Here is a 15118-nt window from a genome sequence, read left to right on the forward strand (position 1 = left end):
TCTGTAACGCTCACGACCATAGCTTTTGACTACAGCCGCTTACAGTGGTTTGCAATCTGCTCCTGCAAGCCGATTGCGAGGGGCCTACCCTCATCTCTCGCGCCGCTTATCTGCGGCACACGGACGTTGTTGAATAGCGATAATATAAGGAGCTGAAACGCACACAGGGATGAAAAGAGATGCAGCGGAGGCTTTGTATTTGCTTACAATATTTCGCCCCACGGGGCTTAGCTGATGAGATTTTTAATGCTGAATTGACGAGAGAAAAGAGGGAATTGCTTTCTATCCTTCATGGCCTTGCTCACGAAAGTCAGAGCATCATGACTGTAATGATTTCAGCGTCACATCCGGAGCTGCCGATACGATTTTGAGCAGTGCTGCAGCCGGGCCGGTTGGATTTTGACGATGCCGTTCCCAGTTTTGAAGTGTCCTGATACTGACGCGCATCATCAAGGCAAAATCACGTTGTGACAAGCCGCTGCCTGGGTGACTACTAATTTCCGAAATTGGTGGGTTTTTAATTTCCGACTACATAAGAGTCAGTTGCTCTGCCATTGAGCCACGAGTTCAACGCGTTTATTTTGCTGGTGCCAAAGGATCACCCGGCAACACAATCATATATCGCTCACGAGTCAGGTCAACATCTGTCCATGGTAAAAAATGTACTTTGAAGATATCACGAAAAATAGTTTAGATTAAAGCATTATAGCATGGAAGCCGTTTTATCATGATACTGTCATTCAAAAACAAGGCAACAGAAGATATCTTCAACGGAAAGGGCACAAAAGCCGCTCTGAAATTGTGTCCTGTTTCATTATGGCGGCATGCCTCACGGAAACTCGATCAGCTTGATTCTGTTGCTGCTCTGGTAGAGTTGCGTATTCCGCCGGGAAATCATCTGGAAGCATTGTCAGGAGAAAGAAACGGTCAATACAGCATTCGCATAAACCGGCAGTATCGAATTTGTTTTTCGTGGTCAGCTTCCGGTCCTAAAAACATTGAAATAGTTGATTATCATTAAAAGCCATAACAAGAACATGATACGCATACCGACACATAGATCACCTACACATCCCGGAGAGATGCTGCTGGAGGAGTTTTTAACCCCTATGGCAATCAGCCAGCGGCAGTTGGCCGATGCCATTCTTGTTCCCTACCAGCGAATCAATGAAATTATAAACGGCAGGCGCGGAGTAACCCCCTCAACGGCACTGCGTCTGGCACTGTTTTTCGGAAACTCGGCTGATTTCTGGATGAACCTTCAGCAGCGCTGGGACCTGTATCATTCCCGCAAAGCAGAGGATAAAATCCTGAAAATGATCAAACCGGCTGTCATCAAACCGGCATAACGTTGGAGTCAGAAGAGAGTGGACGTAGTGGACGAAGATATGGTGGACGGTAGTGGACACAAGTGGACAAACTGAAGAAGCAAGAATAGTCGGTGTCTGGATTTACAGGCTCTCTTCCATGAGCAATTCCCTTGGCAGTCAAAACACCCTTAGAGCATCATGACTGTAATGATTTCAGCGCCACATCCGGAGCTGCCGATACAATTTTGAGCAATGCTGCAGCCGGGCCGGTTGGATTGTGACGATGCCGTTCCCAGTTTTGAAGTGTCCTGATACTGACGCGCATCATCAGGGCAAAATCACGTTGTGACAAGCCGGTTTTCTCCCGGACAGATTTTACATCCGGTAAGGTTATGGTAAACTGCCGCGAAGCCTCGGCCTTGCAATCAGAAATATCCATGGCCTCCTGCAAAGTTTGCACCAGATCATCAAATAAACTCTTTTCCATATATCTACAGCTCCTTCACAAATTCTCGCAAAATTCCGATTTCCCTGTCAATTACGGTATGGCATTAACAACGACAGCCAGCCATATCGCTTTCAGATTCTGCATGACGGAACATACTCGGGGACGTTCACAACTGCGTAAACAAAAGTGTCTCAAAAAAACTTAAGGCGTGAAGAGGGATGCGTCGGGGGAGCTTGGACGGGAAGATTTTGACGGAACATACTTCGGGGACGCTCTCGACTAACTCTACAAACGATGCAAAAGCCAAATTACGGGACGGTATTCATAACGAGTAGTTTTCATGCCACAGCAAGCCTGAGGAGAGATGCCTCCTTGAAGAGATTTTGAATTCTGGATGCTGGATGCCGGATGCTGGATGCTGGATGCTGGATGCCGGATGCTGGATGCCGGATGCTGGATGCCGGATTGAATCACGGTTTCATTGTTTGGCCCGCTTTTTCACTTTTGCTTCTATTGCTTTCAATTTATGGTCATCAGCCAATGCCTCATCATCAGCTTCTTTTGAAAGTCGATACTGATGATATCGCTCATACTCTTCCAATGCCAAAGCGTCGGCAACTTCCCGAGTAACCGTCCCTGCATCGTGCAGAATATCCCATTCATTGAATTTCAGAAACGCATCGAGTTTTTCGCGCCAGTCAAGCATGAATACCTGCCGGTGACGAGTTGCCTGCTCTTCAGCATAATCGAGATACATGGTAACAATCCTGTTCAGGCGTTCCATCTCCTCGCTGTTGAGATAATTTTTGGCAATAGTAACATCGATTTTTCTGACGTTCTCACCTTTCCAGGAAGTCAATCCCATGTTAGCTTTGGAGGCATCTGCCCGTTCTGCAATGAGCTCCGGAGCGGTTTTACCCGAAACAGCAAAATGGAGCTTGTTCTGAACAATTTGAAAGAAATCAAGTGTCTCTTCAGATTTTGGATCGTAGTCTATTGCCAGTTTGTAGATATCCCTGATTTTCTGGTAGAAGCGCTTTTCACTGGTACGGATATCACGTATCCGTTCAAGCAGCTCATCAAAATAATCGGAACCAATGTTGGCACCAGACTTCAGCCTGTCGTCATCCATGGTGAACCCTTTCACCAGATACTCGTTCAATCGCTGCGTTGCCCACTTGCGAAACTGGGTCCCACGAGACGAGCGCACCCGGTAGCCAACGGCAATGATTGCTTCAAGATTATAACTGCTAATCTGATAGGTTTTCCCGTCAGTGGCAGTTGTCAAGTAATCCTTGACAACTGAACCTTCATCCAGTTCGCCTTCTTTAAAAACGTTTTTAAGATGCAGACTGACATTCTGCTTTGTGGTCTGAAACAGCTCTGCCATAGCTGCCTGGCTTAGCCAAACGGTTTCGTTTTCCAGACGAACTTCAATCGTTGCGTTTCCATCGCTGGTACTGTAAAGCAAAAATGAGCCTCCAGCAGGGATAACCTCTTTTTTCTTCATGGCGCCTATACCGTTTTAAAAAGATTCTGGTTGTACTTTTTCCTGCCGCATTTTTTCGACTATGCATGCATTTGGTCGCAATCGAGTGGCGCGTATATTATAAGTGAATTTATGTAAAACCAGTTATATATCCACCAAAGAGTGACGGTTAAAGTGTTGAGCGAAAGGTTGTTTTTGTGCCGGGCTGGAGCCCGGCGATCCCTGGCTGTAAACGACAAAAGACTTACAGGCTAACGCTTGTAAGTCTTTTGTCGTTTATGTGCACTCGGAAGGAGTCGAACCTTCAACCCACTGATTAAGAGTCAGTTGCTCTGCCATTGAGCCACGAGTGCAACGCTTTTATTTTATCGGTGCCAAAGGAGCAACCGGCAGGGTTGGCGCTGCGGGAGTCGCAGGGGCCGGAGCTGCGGGAGCTGCTGGCAAACTTTGCTGAAGAACACTTTTAACCGGAGCCCTGTCGGACTCTTTGCCCGGAAGGGTGAACTGGGCAATAAAACAGATAGCCATAACCAAGCCCGCAAGAATAGCGGTCATCTTGCTTAAAAAATCTCCGGTACGCCGGACACCGAGCGTCTGCACGGTTCCCATGCTTGCCATTCCACCGGTAAGGCCACTGCCGCTCTTCGGGCTCTGCAGCAGAATCACACCGATCAGAAGGATCGCTGCGAGTAAAGCGACAACCACAATGAAAACATGCATTTCCGGCCTCTTTAATAAATTTGCAAATATCGTATCTTCAAATGATGAAGGCCTTAATTTAGCAACTTTTAAAAAATATCCAAGCCGTGTTTTCAGATGCCGGGAAATTATTGGTGATTGCAGGGGCCGTCACAATAGTTGTCGGACTCTTCATGATTGCATCAGGAAAAACAGGCATCACAGGGTGGTTCAACTGGTTCGGATCGCTTCCGCTCGACATGAAAATCGAGAAGGAGAACTTCCGCCTTCACTTTCCGTTGGGCAGCTCAATTTTGATTTCGATACTGCTCAGCCTGATCGTCTATTTTTTCAACAAATTTATCCGTTAACCCCTCCATGCCTGATTCAATAAAGAGAGAAGCCCGCTCGGCTACGGTCAAGAGAACAACCAAAGAGACCGACATTTCGGTAACCGTGACGCTGGACGGTACCGGCACAAGCTCCATCAGCACGGGAGTGGTGTTCCTCGACCATATGCTGACCAACTTCAGCCGCCACTCGGGATTTGACCTTGCAATCCAGTGCAAGGGCGACATTGATGTTGATGATCATCACAGTGTTGAAGATATCGGTATTGTGCTTGGCAGTGCCATCAATGAGGCGCTTGGCGACAAGCGGGGCATACAGCGCTATGGCTGGGCAATCATTCCCATGGATGAGGCGCTCGCCCGTTGTGCGCTTGACCTCGGAGGACGAAGCTTCTGTGTGTTCCACGCAGAGTTCAGCCGCCCGGTGATCCAGGGGCTCTCAACCGAGATGGTGCACCACTTCTTTCTCTCGCTCTCGGAGAGCCTGAAGGCCAATATTCACATCTCGATCCTTGAGGGGCAGAACACCCATCACAAGATCGAAGCGATCTTCAAGTCCTTCGCCTATGCGATGAAAACTGCAACAACTATCACCGGGAGCGCCATACCCTCAACCAAAGGCAGCATTTAAAGCTTTTGCAAACAGGAAGTCGAAAAACCACAAACAGAGAACCCCCGGGCAACCGGGGGTTCTGTTAAAACATGAAAACAACAATTGCTGTTACTTGGCGTAGGCAATCGAGCGTTTTTCGCGGACAATGGAGACCTTGATCTGACCGGGATACTGCGCTTCCGATTCGATTTTGTGGGCGATATCGTGGGCAAGCACATCGGCCTGTGAATCGCTTACATTGTCACCTTCAACGATAACCCGTATTTCGCGTCCAGCCTGCAGCGCATAGGTTTTGAGCACACCGGGGAATCCCTTGGCAATCTCCTCAAGGCTCTCAAGACGCTTGACGTTGCCGTCTGCAGTGACCGCACCACGGGCGCCGGGCCTGGCAAGTGAAATAACATTGGCTGCGTCAACGAGCTCGGCGATAGGCGTCTCCTTGTCGACATCACCATGGTGAGCGCCAACGGCATTGAGCACGGTTGCTGACTCATTGAATTTTTTCAGGAAGGTCATGCCGCTGATCGCATGCGGCTGATCGCTTTCGGGAAGAACAAGACCGATGTCGTGCAGAAGTCCGGCACGTTTTGCCTGACGGGCATCGAGCTTGAGCTCGGCAGCCATCAGACCGGCAAGCATGGCAACCTCACGGCTGTGGAGCAAAAGGTTCTGGCCGTAGACCGTGTAAAACTTCATGTGACCGATAAGAGAGACAATCTCGGCAGGCATGTCGGGAATCTGAAGCGAGGAGAGCGCCTCTTCACCGGCACTCATGATCACATCGTCAATCTCTTTTTTGGCATCAGCATAGGCTTTTTCGATAGCCACCGGGTGAATGATACCGTCAACAAGCAGCTTCTGGAGAGTCAGCTTGGCAAGTTCGCGGCGCAGGGGGTCGAAACAGGAGAGAATAACCACTTCAGGAGTATCGTCAACAATGATATCGACACCGGTAGCATTCTCGAAAGCCTTGATGTTGCGTCCCTCACGACCGATAATCCGGCCTTTGAGCTCGTCGCTCTGGATGTGCACAACCGAGAGTGCGTTTTCGGTAGCCTGCTCGAAGGATATCCGCTGAATGGCGGTCAACAGGGTTTTTTCTGCAAGACGACCGGCATTCTGTTCAGCCTCTGCATGAATCTGGTGAATGGTTTCGGTAGCCTCCTCGCGGGCCTTGGAGACCATATTGTCGATAAGCATCTGGCGGGCCTCTTCGGACTGAAGATTGCTGATGCTTTCAAGACGCTGGTTCTGCTCAAGAATAATGCGGTCAAGGTCCGTCGAACGAAGGTTGACCGACTCCGTGGTCTGGTCGATCTCCTTGCGCTGATCCTGCAGTTTGCGCTCCATATCGCGAACATCCTGAAGCTGCTTTTTAAGTTGCGCCTCCTTCTGCTGCATCTGCTTCTGGAGCTGATTGTACTTGTTGTTCTTGATGACCACTTCCTGGTCAAACTCACGCCGTTTCTTCTTCCACTCCTGGTTTACTTCGCTGACCTTGAGTTCCTTGTATTCGTTGGCCTCTTTCTGGGCTTCCTGCACTATCTGCACGGCACGTTCCTCGGCTTCAAGCACCTTGGTTGTTCCGATACTTTCAAGAAAAAAACGTCCGATAAAAAAACCTGCCGCAAAAAAAACCACTGAAGCACTGACAATTAAAAACAGGTTTATAACTATACCCATTAAACTAACCTCCTTTTTGCTGCCCCCGTAATCGATGTGGGAGCACCGTTTTAAACAAAAAAAATCCGCACCATCAAGAGATGTGTAAGATTCAAGAACCCGTTGTACACGGTGGGTGCCTCCTTCAGATTTTTTGCTTCCAATGGAGCGGTGTTTCCACTGCTCTTGAACATTTCTGACCGGAGTCAGAAGCGTTCAACAAGGCCTGCAATCAAAACGAAGAGTCTGGCTCCCGATTTGTTGATGTTAGTTCTTTTACTTACAAGACACCCCAAGCAACTGGTGCGGAAATTTCTTCTCTTTCAATGTAAATGTTTATTGCAGATTTTGTTCCATAAAAACATTCAGATCGGCAATTTTCTGCTTCAGCGACGCTATCTCCTCCTCAAGTTCGATCTTTTTTTCGGCAAATGAAATAGCCGAAAGAACAGCAAGTTTGACCGGTTCAAACGTCGGGGCTTTTTCGGCAAAAAGTCGCATGATCCCGTCTACATCCCGGGCCGCCTTTTCCGTCAGATCCCGCCGCTCAACCCTTAAAGGATAGTTGTCACCATAAACATGTACATCAATTTTTTCCATCTCATTTTCGTTACAATGTCTGATCGTTTCTGAGTTCCATCTCTATTTTCTGCAAAATGAGGACAAGCTTCTGTTTAACCTGAAGTTTTTCTGCAAAGGAAAACTCTCCTCCCGAACTCTCCGGCGCATCGGCGGCAGAGATTCCAACCGTTCCGGGCAGCTTGCATGATCTCAGTATATTCTGCAGACTTGACAGTTCAGATCGCAGCAAATCATTCTCTTTACGGCACTCTGTAAGCCGGGCAACCAGATTTTCAATATTTCCCTCAAGGATGTTGACTTCACCCTTGATATTCAGCCCGTCAGAATCATGCATGGAACAAAGAGTATCAGACTTGTCGAATTACCGCACCAAGTTTACTCACGGCATTACTGCCTGCTTTTGAGAGAATATCGCTGATTCTTTCATCCTGCAGTGTTCCCGTATGATCGGCTATTTCAAGCGAGAGTGCGACACTGCGCTCCCCTCCTTCAGCTTCCGGGCGTTCAAAAAGATCGAACACACAGACATCCCTGATCAAAGCGTCACTGGAACGAACAACTTCCACAAGTGACTGAACGGTAACATTTTGCGGCAGAACAAGCGACAGATCCCTCTGTACAACCGGAAATCTGGATGGCGGCTCGTAGGTTACTTCGGGATTGAAGCAGCGTTCCAGAACAGCTGCATCAAGCTCCGCAATAAAAACCTCCTGCCCGATATCAAATTTCCCCAAAAGGTCTTTTTCGACCTGCTTGACAACGCCTGCCCTGTAGGAGCAGGACTTTCCACGTTCTGTCAGCTCCAGAGTAATGCTGACAGTTTTTTCATTATAAATATTCACCACTGATTTATCAAGCAAATTCAGCTTCTCAAGCAGCATCTCGACCGCACCCATAACATCATAAAAATCAGCCTTTTCCGGTGACTGGTTCCAGATTCTTGGAAAACGGCTCCCGGTCATGGCAAGGAGGAGATACTCCTTTTCGCTGTAGGCGTCGAGCGGGGAGTTGGTATCCCCTTCGCTGCCGGGCAGCATGCTGAAGGCGCGGGCAACTTCAAAGAATTTCAGATCCCTGTTTCCGTGCCGGATATTGTGACTGATAACCTTCAGAAAACCGGGAAGAAGCCCCGGACGGAGCACTTCAAGCCCTTCGCTGATAGGATTGAGCACAGCGACCAGCTGATCGCTGAAGAGCGCGGCATCATCCCTCTTGATAAGCGGGTTGGTAAGAATCTCCCTGAAGTTCAGGCCGACCATGATGCTGCGGAGAAAATCGGGGAAGTATTCCGGATTTTTCCGCGACTGCGGATAGATGGTCGAAAGCTGTGAAGAGGGCTGAATATTGTCATAACCGTAGAGCCGGGCGACCTCCTCGACCAGATCAATCTCCCGGGAGACATCAACCCTGCATGAGGGCACAAGAAAGGTCATCGACTCCTCTGTTCGGCTCTCGACTGAAAAGCCGATCCGCTCAAGCAGCTCCCGCATCTCGTCAGCCGGAATAGAGCTGCCGAGCAGTGCGTTGACCCGCTCAGGCCTCAGAACGACCCTGCGCAGTTCACTCTCCGAAGAGCCGGACTCCCGGGCCGATTCAACATGGCCTCCGGCAAGTTCAAGAATAAGCGCAACCGCACACTCTGCCGCCCGTTTGACATTGTTCGGATCGATACCCCGCTCAAAGCGGTATGAGGAGTCAGAGGCAATACCGGCTTTTTTGGCTGATTTCCGGACCATGGAGGGCGAGAAACAGGCGGCCTCAAGCAGAATATCAACGGTAGCCTCACTCACCGCCGAATCCAGACCTCCCATAACACCGGCGAGGGCGACCGGCTTTTCACCGTCGCAGATAACCGGCATACCCGGCTCAACACGGCAGCTCTCCTGATTGATGGCCGTAAACTCCCCCTGCACGTCGCTGCGCACTACAACCCGCCCGCCGGCAAGTTTGGCGAGATCAAAGGCATGCAGCGGCTGACCGAGCCCGTGAAGGATATAGTTGGTGATATCAACAATGTTGTTCTTCGACCGCAGCCCGATGCTTTCAAGCTTGCGACGAAGCCATTCTGGTGACGCTGCAACAGTTACACCACGAATGACAACAGCGGAATAGTATGGAGAGGCAACAGCATCCCGGACATCAACAAGAGTTCCTGTTTTTGAAAACGCAACCGTCTTGCCCGCAGGATAGTGTATCGTTTCGCGTCCGGCAAGCTCCCTTGCAACGCCGAGATGGGAGAGCACGTCAGGCCGGTTTGGTGTAACGGCAATATCGAGCACCACGTCACCCTCAAGATAACGGGCAAAGGGCACCCCGACGGTGCAGGATGCATCAAGCTCCATGACACCGGAGTGATCTGCGGAGAGGCCGAGCTCATCGGCGGCGCAAATCATGCCGAATGAGCGCTCTCCGCGTATTTTCGAATTTTTGATGGTAAGGGTCTCGCCGTCAGGAAGCTTCAGCTTCGCTTTTTCGGTGGCAACAGGAACAAGCATGCCCGCCTTGACGTTCGGGGCACCGCAGACAATCTGAAGCGGTTCTTCACCGCCGACATCAACCTTGCAGATGGTCAGGCGCTCAGCATTGGGATGGCCAGCAACCTCATTGATCCTGCCGACAACAACCCGTTCATCGGGAAGCACGCTCGCTATGACCTCCTCCACTTCAAGCCCGAGATAGGTTAATTTTTCAACAAGTACAGGAATATCGGAAGAAAAAGAGGGGAGAAAATCTTTGAGCCAATTGACAGATATTTTCATAAGTGAGGAAAATCTGCATTCATGAATAAAAAAAGCCCTGTACCGGCAACGAACAGAGCTTTGAAACGCAAAAAGCGTGACCCCAACGGGATTCGAACCCGTCCCGCCACCTTGAAAGGGTGGTGACCTAACCGCTAGTCGATGGGGCCAAAAAACATGGGTGAATGAGGGGACTCGAACCCCCGACCTCCAGGGCCACAACCTGGCGCTCTAACCAACTGAGCTACAATCACCATAGAAAACCTACGGACTTTTATTTGTGCGCCCGACTGGACTCGAACCAGTAACCCTCAGCTTAGAAGGCTGATGCTCTATCCATTGAGCTACGGGCGCAACTTCAATCGCCAGAACATCTACCTGTCGGGGCGCCGAGACTCGAACTCGGGACCTCCTGCTCCCAAAGCAGGCACGCTACCAACTGCGCCACGCCCCGTTCTTTAACGGAAGGCCCAATATAGCACAAGATGATTAATTACAAAAAAATAATTTACCCAAAAAAGCCGGATTCAGTGGCAGTGATGTGGAGGCCACAGGTAACTCCTTTCGATGCCTTCCCCGGCAAAAAAAGAGTGCTCTCCGCTCTTTCGCAAAAACCTACAGAATCAGTTAACGGCGAAAAAATCCGAAATAATCCTGCGGAGGTCGTCATGCCACACCATTTCGATCGCTTCAGCCGGGGTAACGAGCTTTCGCTGACGGTCATGCATTTCATCCCACTCTTCAAGCATGGTATTAATATAGAGCGGATAGACCTCGACGGAAAAGTGTTTGCCGAATTTCCGGTATCCAAACTGACCGGCCTGCTGCTGATGCACCACCCCTATAAGGCCCGCCTCTTCAAAAGCCTCCTTTGCGGCGGAGTCAGCCGGAGATAACCCTTTTTGGACATGTCCCTTCGGGATGATCCAGCGGTCAGATTTTTTTGCCGTAATAAGAACAACCCTGCCGTCAAGAACAGGAATCACCGCAGACTGCCTGAATAAGCGTTTGATCCTCACTTCCATATAAGAGCTATCCTGTAACGGTTACTGCTTCCTCCCCTCCCTTGACCGATGCTCTGTCGCAGAAAAGGCCTTTATTTTACTCTCTACTCACGGTACTCCGGGACTCACGGTATTAAACAGACTGAGATCCCATTCATCATATCGGCATAAAATAGGTAAAATACAACTGATTTTCTTATTTAACCGCTTGTGCGGCGGCAACGGTATGACTAATTTGATAATGACGATTCTTCTCAACAAAACCACTCATAAAACATGAAAGCAATCATTCCGGTTGCAGGTGTAGGCTCCCGTTTACGGCCCCACACCTTCTCTCACCCAAAAGTATTGCTGAACGTTGCTGGCAAACCGATTATCGGTCACATCATGGACAAGCTCATTGCCGCCGGAATTGATGAGGCTATTGTGATTGTGGGTTATCTGGGATACATGGTTGAGGAGTGGTTGCTGAAAAATTACAGCATCAAATTCACCTTTGTCAATCAGCCGGACCGGCTCGGGCTCGCCCATGCAATCTGGATGTGCAAATTGTTTGTGGATAAAGATGAGCCTCTGCTGATCATTCTTGGTGACACCATTTTTGATGTGGATCTCGATCCGGTGCTGAAAAGCACGGAATCGACGCTCGGAGTAAAAGAGGTTGAGGATCCGAGACGGTTCGGCGTCGCAATAACCGAAAAGGGAAAGATCCTGAAACTGGTCGAAAAGCCTGACACCCCGATCAGTCATCTTGCTATTGTCGGCCTCTATTTTCTCCTCAAAGCCGGACCGCTCTTCAGAAGTATCGACCATCTTATTGAGCACAGTATCATGACCAAAGGAGAGTATCAGCTCACCGATGCCCTCCAGCTCATGATTGAAAGGGGGGAAACATTCACCACCTTTCCTGTATCGGGATGGTACGACTGCGGCAAACCCGAGACCCTGCTCTCCACCAATGAGATTCTGCTGAAAAAGAATAACCCGGTTACCGCATATCCCGGATGCATTATCAATGAGCCGGTATTCATTGGCAAAAAAGCATCACTTGAAAATGCCGTTATCGGCCCCAATACCACAATCGGAGAGGGCGCCGTTATCTCAAATGCCATTGTCAGGAGCTCTATTATCGGCAATGAAGCCCGCGTGAGCAATATCATGCTCGATCAATCCATTGTGGGCAACAATGCGGTCATTACCGGCAACCCGCATGAAATAAATATCGGAGACTATTCGGAAATCCGTGTTGGCTGATAATGTGATAATTTATGACGGGCGCCCGTAAGAGAAGTTTGCATGGAAGCTTTTGAATTATTACATTTGAGCTTTATTTTTCTCTTGACACTCCCATTACCTATGGACACGGTGTCACAAGCTCTCAACAGGGGTTCTGCCCTCGAGCTTGCCGGAAGTTTTTCCGTGTCCAGGTCGTTTCCCCGTGAAATCCCCTTCACCCGAAAAGCTCTCCATTGAAGCAGTTTTTTTCTGTTGTTGCTGTTTTTCGTTTAACCAAAACATTATCGAAACATGTCACAGACCAGGTATTTCTTTACCTCAGAATCCGTATCAGAAGGACATCCGGACAAAGTTGCCGATCAGATTTCCGATGCCGTACTTGATGATTTTCTCCGTCAGGATGCCAACTCCCGTGTTGCCTGTGAGACTTTCGTTACAACCGGCCAGGTAATTGTAGGCGGTGAAGTCACAACCAAGGGAATTGTTGATATCCAGAAAATTGCCCGCCAGGTCGTCAGCGAGATTGGCTACACCAAGGGTGAGTATATGTTTGAGGCGAACTCCTGCGGTGTGCTTTCCGCACTCCACAGCCAGTCACCTGACATCAACCGTGGCGTTGACCGCAAGGAAGAGATTGCTGACGAGTTTGACCGCGTCGGCGCCGGTGACCAGGGTATGATGTTCGGCTATGCCTGCACCGAGACCCCCGAGCTCATGCCTGCTGCAATCCAGTTTGCCCAGCAGCTCGTCAAAAAACTTGCCGAAATCCGCAAGGAGGGCAAAATCATGACCTACCTTCGTCCTGATGCAAAAAGCCAGGTCACACTGGAATATGAAAACGAGAAAGTAAAACGTGTGGATGCGGTTGTGGTATCAACCCAGCACGATCCGGAACCGGCAGGTGTCAGCGAAGCCGAATGGCAGGCTGTCATCAAGAAGGATATCATCGCCAATGTTATCAATAAAGTGATTCCGGCAAACCTGCTTGACGCAAACACGAAGCTTCACATCAACCCGACCGGTCGTTTTGAAATCGGTGGACCACACGGCGACACCGGCCTTACCGGTCGCAAGATCATTGTTGACACCTACGGCGGTGCAGCTCCTCACGGCGGCGGTGCATTCAGCGGCAAGGATCCTTCGAAGGTTGACCGCAGCGCAGCCTACGCTTCACGCCATGTTGCCAAGAACATTGTTGCAGCAGGCCTCGCAGACAAATGCACCGTCCAGGTCTCCTATGCCATCGGTGTTGCCCGTCCGGTATCGATCTACATCAATACCCACGATACCGCCAAACAGGGTCTCAACGATGCCCAGATCCAGGAAAAAGCCGAACTGATCTTTGATCTTCGTCCGGCAGCAATCATCAAGCACTTCGGTCTTAACAAACCAGAGGGATGGAGCTATCAGCAGACCGCCGCTTACGGGCACTTCGGCCGTGATATCTTCCCTTGGGAAAAAACCGATAAAGTTGCCGAGCTGAAGAAAGCCTTCAACCTTGCCTGAACAATTTCAACACTATTAAAACCCGATGAAGAAATGACAACAGTCGCAGAGGTGCTTGATTATAAAGTAGCCGATCTCTCTCTTGCCGAGTTTGGACGCAAGGAGATCGATATTGCTGAAAAGGAGATGCCCGGTCTTATGGCTATCCGGAAAAAATATGCAGGCAAAAAGCCACTGCGTGGTGCCCGTATTTCCGGATCCCTGCACATGACCATCCAGACCGCCGTGCTGATTGAAACCCTTGTGGACCTCGGAGCCGAGGTTCGCTGGGCGAGCTGCAATATCTTTTCCACACAGGATCATGCTGCCGCGGCTATTGCCAAGGCAGGTGTACCGGTCTTTGCGTGGAAAGGCGAAACCCTTGACGAATACTGGTGGTGTACCCGCCAGATTCTCGAATTTGAAGGCGGAAAGGGACCGAACCTGATCGTTGATGATGGCGGTGACGCTACCCTGATGATCATCCTCGGTTACAAAATCGAGAACAATCCGGAACTGCTTGAAAAAGCTCCGGGCAATGCCGAAGAGAAAGCGCTCTACCAGCAGCTCAGGGAGGTCTTCGAAGAGGACAACCAGCGCTGGCACAAGGTTGCGGCCGAAATGAAGGGTGTTTCGGAAGAGACCACCACCGGTGTTCACCGCCTCTATCAGATGATGGAAAAGGGCGAACTGCTCTTCCCGGCCATCAACGTCAACGATTCGGTTACCAAGTCCAAGTTTGATAACCTCTACGGCTGCCGCGAGTCACTGGCTGACGGCATCAAGCGTGCAACCGATGTTATGGTTGCCGGCAAGGTGGTTGTTGTGCTCGGTTATGGTGATGTAGGCAAAGGCTCTGCACGCTCCATGCGCGCATATGGCGCAAGGGTGATTGTAACGGAGATCGATCCGATCTGCGCCCTGCAGGCAGCCATGGAAGGCTACGAGGTTGCCACAATGGATGATGCGGTCGGCGAAGGCAACATTTTTGTAACCACAACCGGAAACAAGGATGTTATCACGCTTGAGCACATGAAGAGGATGAAGGATGAAGCTATTGTCTGCAACATCGGTCACTTCGACAATGAGATCCAGGTAGAGCAGCTCAACACCTTTGCCGGTGCAAAAAGACTCAACATCAAGCCGCAGGTTGACAAGTACACCTTTGCAAACGGCAACTCCATCTACCTGCTTGCTGAAGGCCGCCTGGTAAACCTTGGATGCGCTACCGGTCACCCATCATTTGTCATGAGCAACTCCTTCACCAACCAGACACTCGCCCAGATTGACCTCTGGACCAACGAGTATGAGGTTGGCGTCTACAGGCTCTCAAAAGCACTTGATGAAGAGGTTGCACGACTGCACCTCGACCAGCTCGGTGTCAAACTCACAGAGCTTACCCGTGAGCAGTCCGAATATCTCGGTGTACCTGTTGGCGGGCCCTACAAACCGGAACACTACCGCTATTGACCGGTTGAGGTTTCAACATGAATGCAAAAAAGGCAACCTTAACGGGTTGCCTT

The 15118-nt window shown here is 50.0% G+C and carries 16 protein-coding genes and 5 tRNA genes; 7 read left to right on the forward strand and 14 right to left on the reverse strand.

The annotated features are described in order from the left end of the window. Positions 1–318: 318 nt before the first annotated feature. Positions 319–474, reverse strand: coding sequence for a helix-turn-helix domain-containing protein (locus G9409_RS08005; protein WP_235923273.1), 156 nt, complete (start codon positions 472–474; stop codon positions 319–321). Positions 475–727: 253 nt separating this feature from the next. Between G9409_RS08005 and G9409_RS08010 the strand changes: the two genes are divergently transcribed. Together G9409_RS08010 and G9409_RS08015 are read left to right on the forward strand one after the other, a co-directional pair. After that, the gene (locus tag G9409_RS08010; protein ID WP_166808281.1) at positions 728–1021 is read left to right on the forward strand and encodes a type II toxin-antitoxin system RelE/ParE family toxin; all 294 of its coding nucleotides are present in this window, start codon (positions 728–730) and stop codon (positions 1019–1021) included. 16 nt (positions 1022–1037) lie between these two features. Beyond that, the gene (locus G9409_RS08015; RefSeq protein WP_166808436.1) at positions 1038–1349 is read left to right on the forward strand and encodes a HigA family addiction module antitoxin; all 312 of its coding nucleotides are present in this window, start codon (positions 1038–1040) and stop codon (positions 1347–1349) included. Positions 1350–1506: 157 nt separating this feature from the next. Here the strand turns inward: G9409_RS08015 and nadS are convergent, their stop codons facing one another. From nadS to secG, 4 genes are all read right to left on the reverse strand, one after another. Next, positions 1507–1797, reverse strand: a complete 291-nt coding sequence (gene nadS / locus G9409_RS08020; protein WP_166808282.1) for a NadS family protein — start codon at positions 1795–1797, stop codon at positions 1507–1509. A 439-nt stretch (positions 1798–2236) separates the two neighbouring features. Beyond that, positions 2237–3268, reverse strand: coding sequence for a virulence RhuM family protein (locus G9409_RS08025; RefSeq protein WP_166808283.1), 1032 nt, complete (start codon positions 3266–3268; stop codon positions 2237–2239). A gap of 260 nt (positions 3269–3528) precedes the next feature. Beyond that, positions 3529–3600, reverse strand: a tRNA-Lys gene (locus tag G9409_RS08030). 7 nt (positions 3601–3607) lie between these two features. Further along, positions 3608–3967, reverse strand: a complete 360-nt coding sequence (gene secG / locus G9409_RS08035) for a preprotein translocase subunit SecG (protein ID WP_166808284.1) — start codon at positions 3965–3967, stop codon at positions 3608–3610. A gap of 113 nt (positions 3968–4080) precedes the next feature. Between secG and G9409_RS08040 the strand changes: the two genes are divergently transcribed. Both G9409_RS08040 and hisB read left to right on the forward strand, forming a co-directional pair. After that, positions 4081–4296, forward strand: a complete 216-nt coding sequence (locus G9409_RS08040) for a DUF2905 family protein (protein WP_328700125.1) — start codon at positions 4081–4083, stop codon at positions 4294–4296. A gap of 7 nt (positions 4297–4303) precedes the next feature. After that, positions 4304–4906 (forward strand): imidazoleglycerol-phosphate dehydratase HisB, encoded by a 603-nt coding sequence (gene hisB, locus G9409_RS08045; protein WP_166808286.1) that lies wholly within the window; start codon positions 4304–4306, stop codon positions 4904–4906. A gap of 90 nt (positions 4907–4996) precedes the next feature. Here hisB and rny read toward each other — a convergent pair whose 3' ends face one another. The 9 genes from rny to G9409_RS08090 all read right to left on the reverse strand — a co-directional run bounded on the left by rny (position 4997) and on the right by G9409_RS08090 (position 10895). Beyond that, positions 4997–6571, reverse strand: a complete 1575-nt coding sequence (gene rny / locus G9409_RS08050; RefSeq protein ID WP_166808287.1) for a ribonuclease Y — start codon at positions 6569–6571, stop codon at positions 4997–4999. Between the two features lie 315 nt (positions 6572–6886). After that, on the reverse strand, positions 6887–7150 hold the full coding sequence (locus G9409_RS08055; protein WP_006367271.1) for a cell division protein ZapA: 264 nt from the start codon (positions 7148–7150) through the stop codon (positions 6887–6889). 10 nt (positions 7151–7160) lie between these two features. Continuing rightward, the gene (locus G9409_RS08060; protein WP_166808288.1) at positions 7161–7466 is read right to left on the reverse strand and encodes a hypothetical protein; all 306 of its coding nucleotides are present in this window, start codon (positions 7464–7466) and stop codon (positions 7161–7163) included. Positions 7467–7479: 13 nt separating this feature from the next. Further along, positions 7480–9891: a phenylalanine--tRNA ligase subunit beta gene (gene pheT, locus G9409_RS08065; protein WP_166808289.1), complete on the reverse strand. Its 2412-nt coding sequence runs from the start codon at positions 9889–9891 to the stop codon at positions 7480–7482. Between the two features lie 77 nt (positions 9892–9968). After that, positions 9969–10040 (reverse strand) — tRNA-Glu (locus G9409_RS08070). 9 nt (positions 10041–10049) lie between these two features. Continuing rightward, positions 10050–10125: transfer RNA gene (locus G9409_RS08075), tRNA-His, on the reverse strand. A gap of 26 nt (positions 10126–10151) precedes the next feature. Beyond that, positions 10152–10224: transfer RNA gene (locus tag G9409_RS08080), tRNA-Arg, on the reverse strand. A 27-nt stretch (positions 10225–10251) separates the two neighbouring features. Continuing rightward, positions 10252–10324: transfer RNA gene (locus G9409_RS08085), tRNA-Pro, on the reverse strand. A gap of 169 nt (positions 10325–10493) precedes the next feature. Continuing rightward, a complete protein-coding gene (locus G9409_RS08090) occupies positions 10494–10895 on the reverse strand; it encodes an NUDIX hydrolase (protein ID WP_166808290.1) in 402 nt (133 codons plus the stop codon). 255 nt (positions 10896–11150) lie between these two features. Here G9409_RS08090 and G9409_RS08095 point away from each other — a divergent pair, with 255 nt between their 5' ends. The 3 genes from G9409_RS08095 to ahcY all read left to right on the forward strand — a co-directional run bounded on the left by G9409_RS08095 (position 11151) and on the right by ahcY (position 15065). Beyond that, positions 11151–12128 (forward strand): sugar phosphate nucleotidyltransferase, encoded by a 978-nt coding sequence (locus G9409_RS08095; protein WP_166808291.1) that lies wholly within the window; start codon positions 11151–11153, stop codon positions 12126–12128. Positions 12129–12401: 273 nt separating this feature from the next. Next, the gene (metK, locus tag G9409_RS08100; protein ID WP_166808292.1) at positions 12402–13616 is read left to right on the forward strand and encodes a methionine adenosyltransferase; all 1215 of its coding nucleotides are present in this window, start codon (positions 12402–12404) and stop codon (positions 13614–13616) included. Between the two features lie 33 nt (positions 13617–13649). Further along, on the forward strand, positions 13650–15065 hold the full coding sequence (ahcY, locus tag G9409_RS08105; protein WP_166808293.1) for an adenosylhomocysteinase: 1416 nt from the start codon (positions 13650–13652) through the stop codon (positions 15063–15065). Positions 15066–15118: the final 53 nt, after the last annotated feature.

Source organism: Candidatus Chlorobium masyuteum, assembly GCF_011601315.1.
Lineage (GTDB): Bacteria > Bacteroidota > Chlorobiia > Chlorobiales > Chlorobiaceae > Chlorobium > Chlorobium masyuteum.

What these genes read in the sequence shown, in the direction of transcription:
- G9409_RS08010 (WP_166808281.1), top strand. Translation starts at nt 728, where the DNA reads ATGATACTGTCATTCAAAAACAAGGCAACAGAAGATATCTTCAACGGA.
- G9409_RS08015 (WP_166808436.1), top strand. Translation starts at nt 1,038, where the DNA reads ATGATACGCATACCGACACATAGATCACCTACACATCCCGGAGAGATG.
- nadS (WP_166808282.1), bottom strand. Translation starts at nt 1,797, where the DNA reads ATGGAAAAGAGTTTATTTGATGATCTGGTGCAAACTTTGCAGGAGGCC.
- G9409_RS08025 (WP_166808283.1), bottom strand. Translation starts at nt 3,268, where the DNA reads ATGAAGAAAAAAGAGGTTATCCCTGCTGGAGGCTCATTTTTGCTTTAC.
- secG (WP_166808284.1), bottom strand. Translation starts at nt 3,967, where the DNA reads ATGCATGTTTTCATTGTGGTTGTCGCTTTACTCGCAGCGATCCTTCTG.
- hisB (WP_166808286.1), top strand. Translation starts at nt 4,304, where the DNA reads ATGCCTGATTCAATAAAGAGAGAAGCCCGCTCGGCTACGGTCAAGAGA.
- rny (WP_166808287.1), bottom strand. Translation starts at nt 6,571, where the DNA reads ATGGGTATAGTTATAAACCTGTTTTTAATTGTCAGTGCTTCAGTGGTT.
- G9409_RS08055 (WP_006367271.1), bottom strand. Translation starts at nt 7,150, where the DNA reads ATGGAAAAAATTGATGTACATGTTTATGGTGACAACTATCCTTTAAGG.
- G9409_RS08060 (WP_166808288.1), bottom strand. Translation starts at nt 7,466, where the DNA reads ATGCATGATTCTGACGGGCTGAATATCAAGGGTGAAGTCAACATCCTT.
- pheT (WP_166808289.1), bottom strand. Translation starts at nt 9,891, where the DNA reads ATGAAAATATCTGTCAATTGGCTCAAAGATTTTCTCCCCTCTTTTTCT.
- G9409_RS08090 (WP_166808290.1), bottom strand. Translation starts at nt 10,895, where the DNA reads ATGGAAGTGAGGATCAAACGCTTATTCAGGCAGTCTGCGGTGATTCCT.
- G9409_RS08095 (WP_166808291.1), top strand. Translation starts at nt 11,151, where the DNA reads ATGAAAGCAATCATTCCGGTTGCAGGTGTAGGCTCCCGTTTACGGCCC.
- metK (WP_166808292.1), top strand. Translation starts at nt 12,402, where the DNA reads ATGTCACAGACCAGGTATTTCTTTACCTCAGAATCCGTATCAGAAGGA.
- ahcY (WP_166808293.1), top strand. Translation starts at nt 13,650, where the DNA reads ATGACAACAGTCGCAGAGGTGCTTGATTATAAAGTAGCCGATCTCTCT.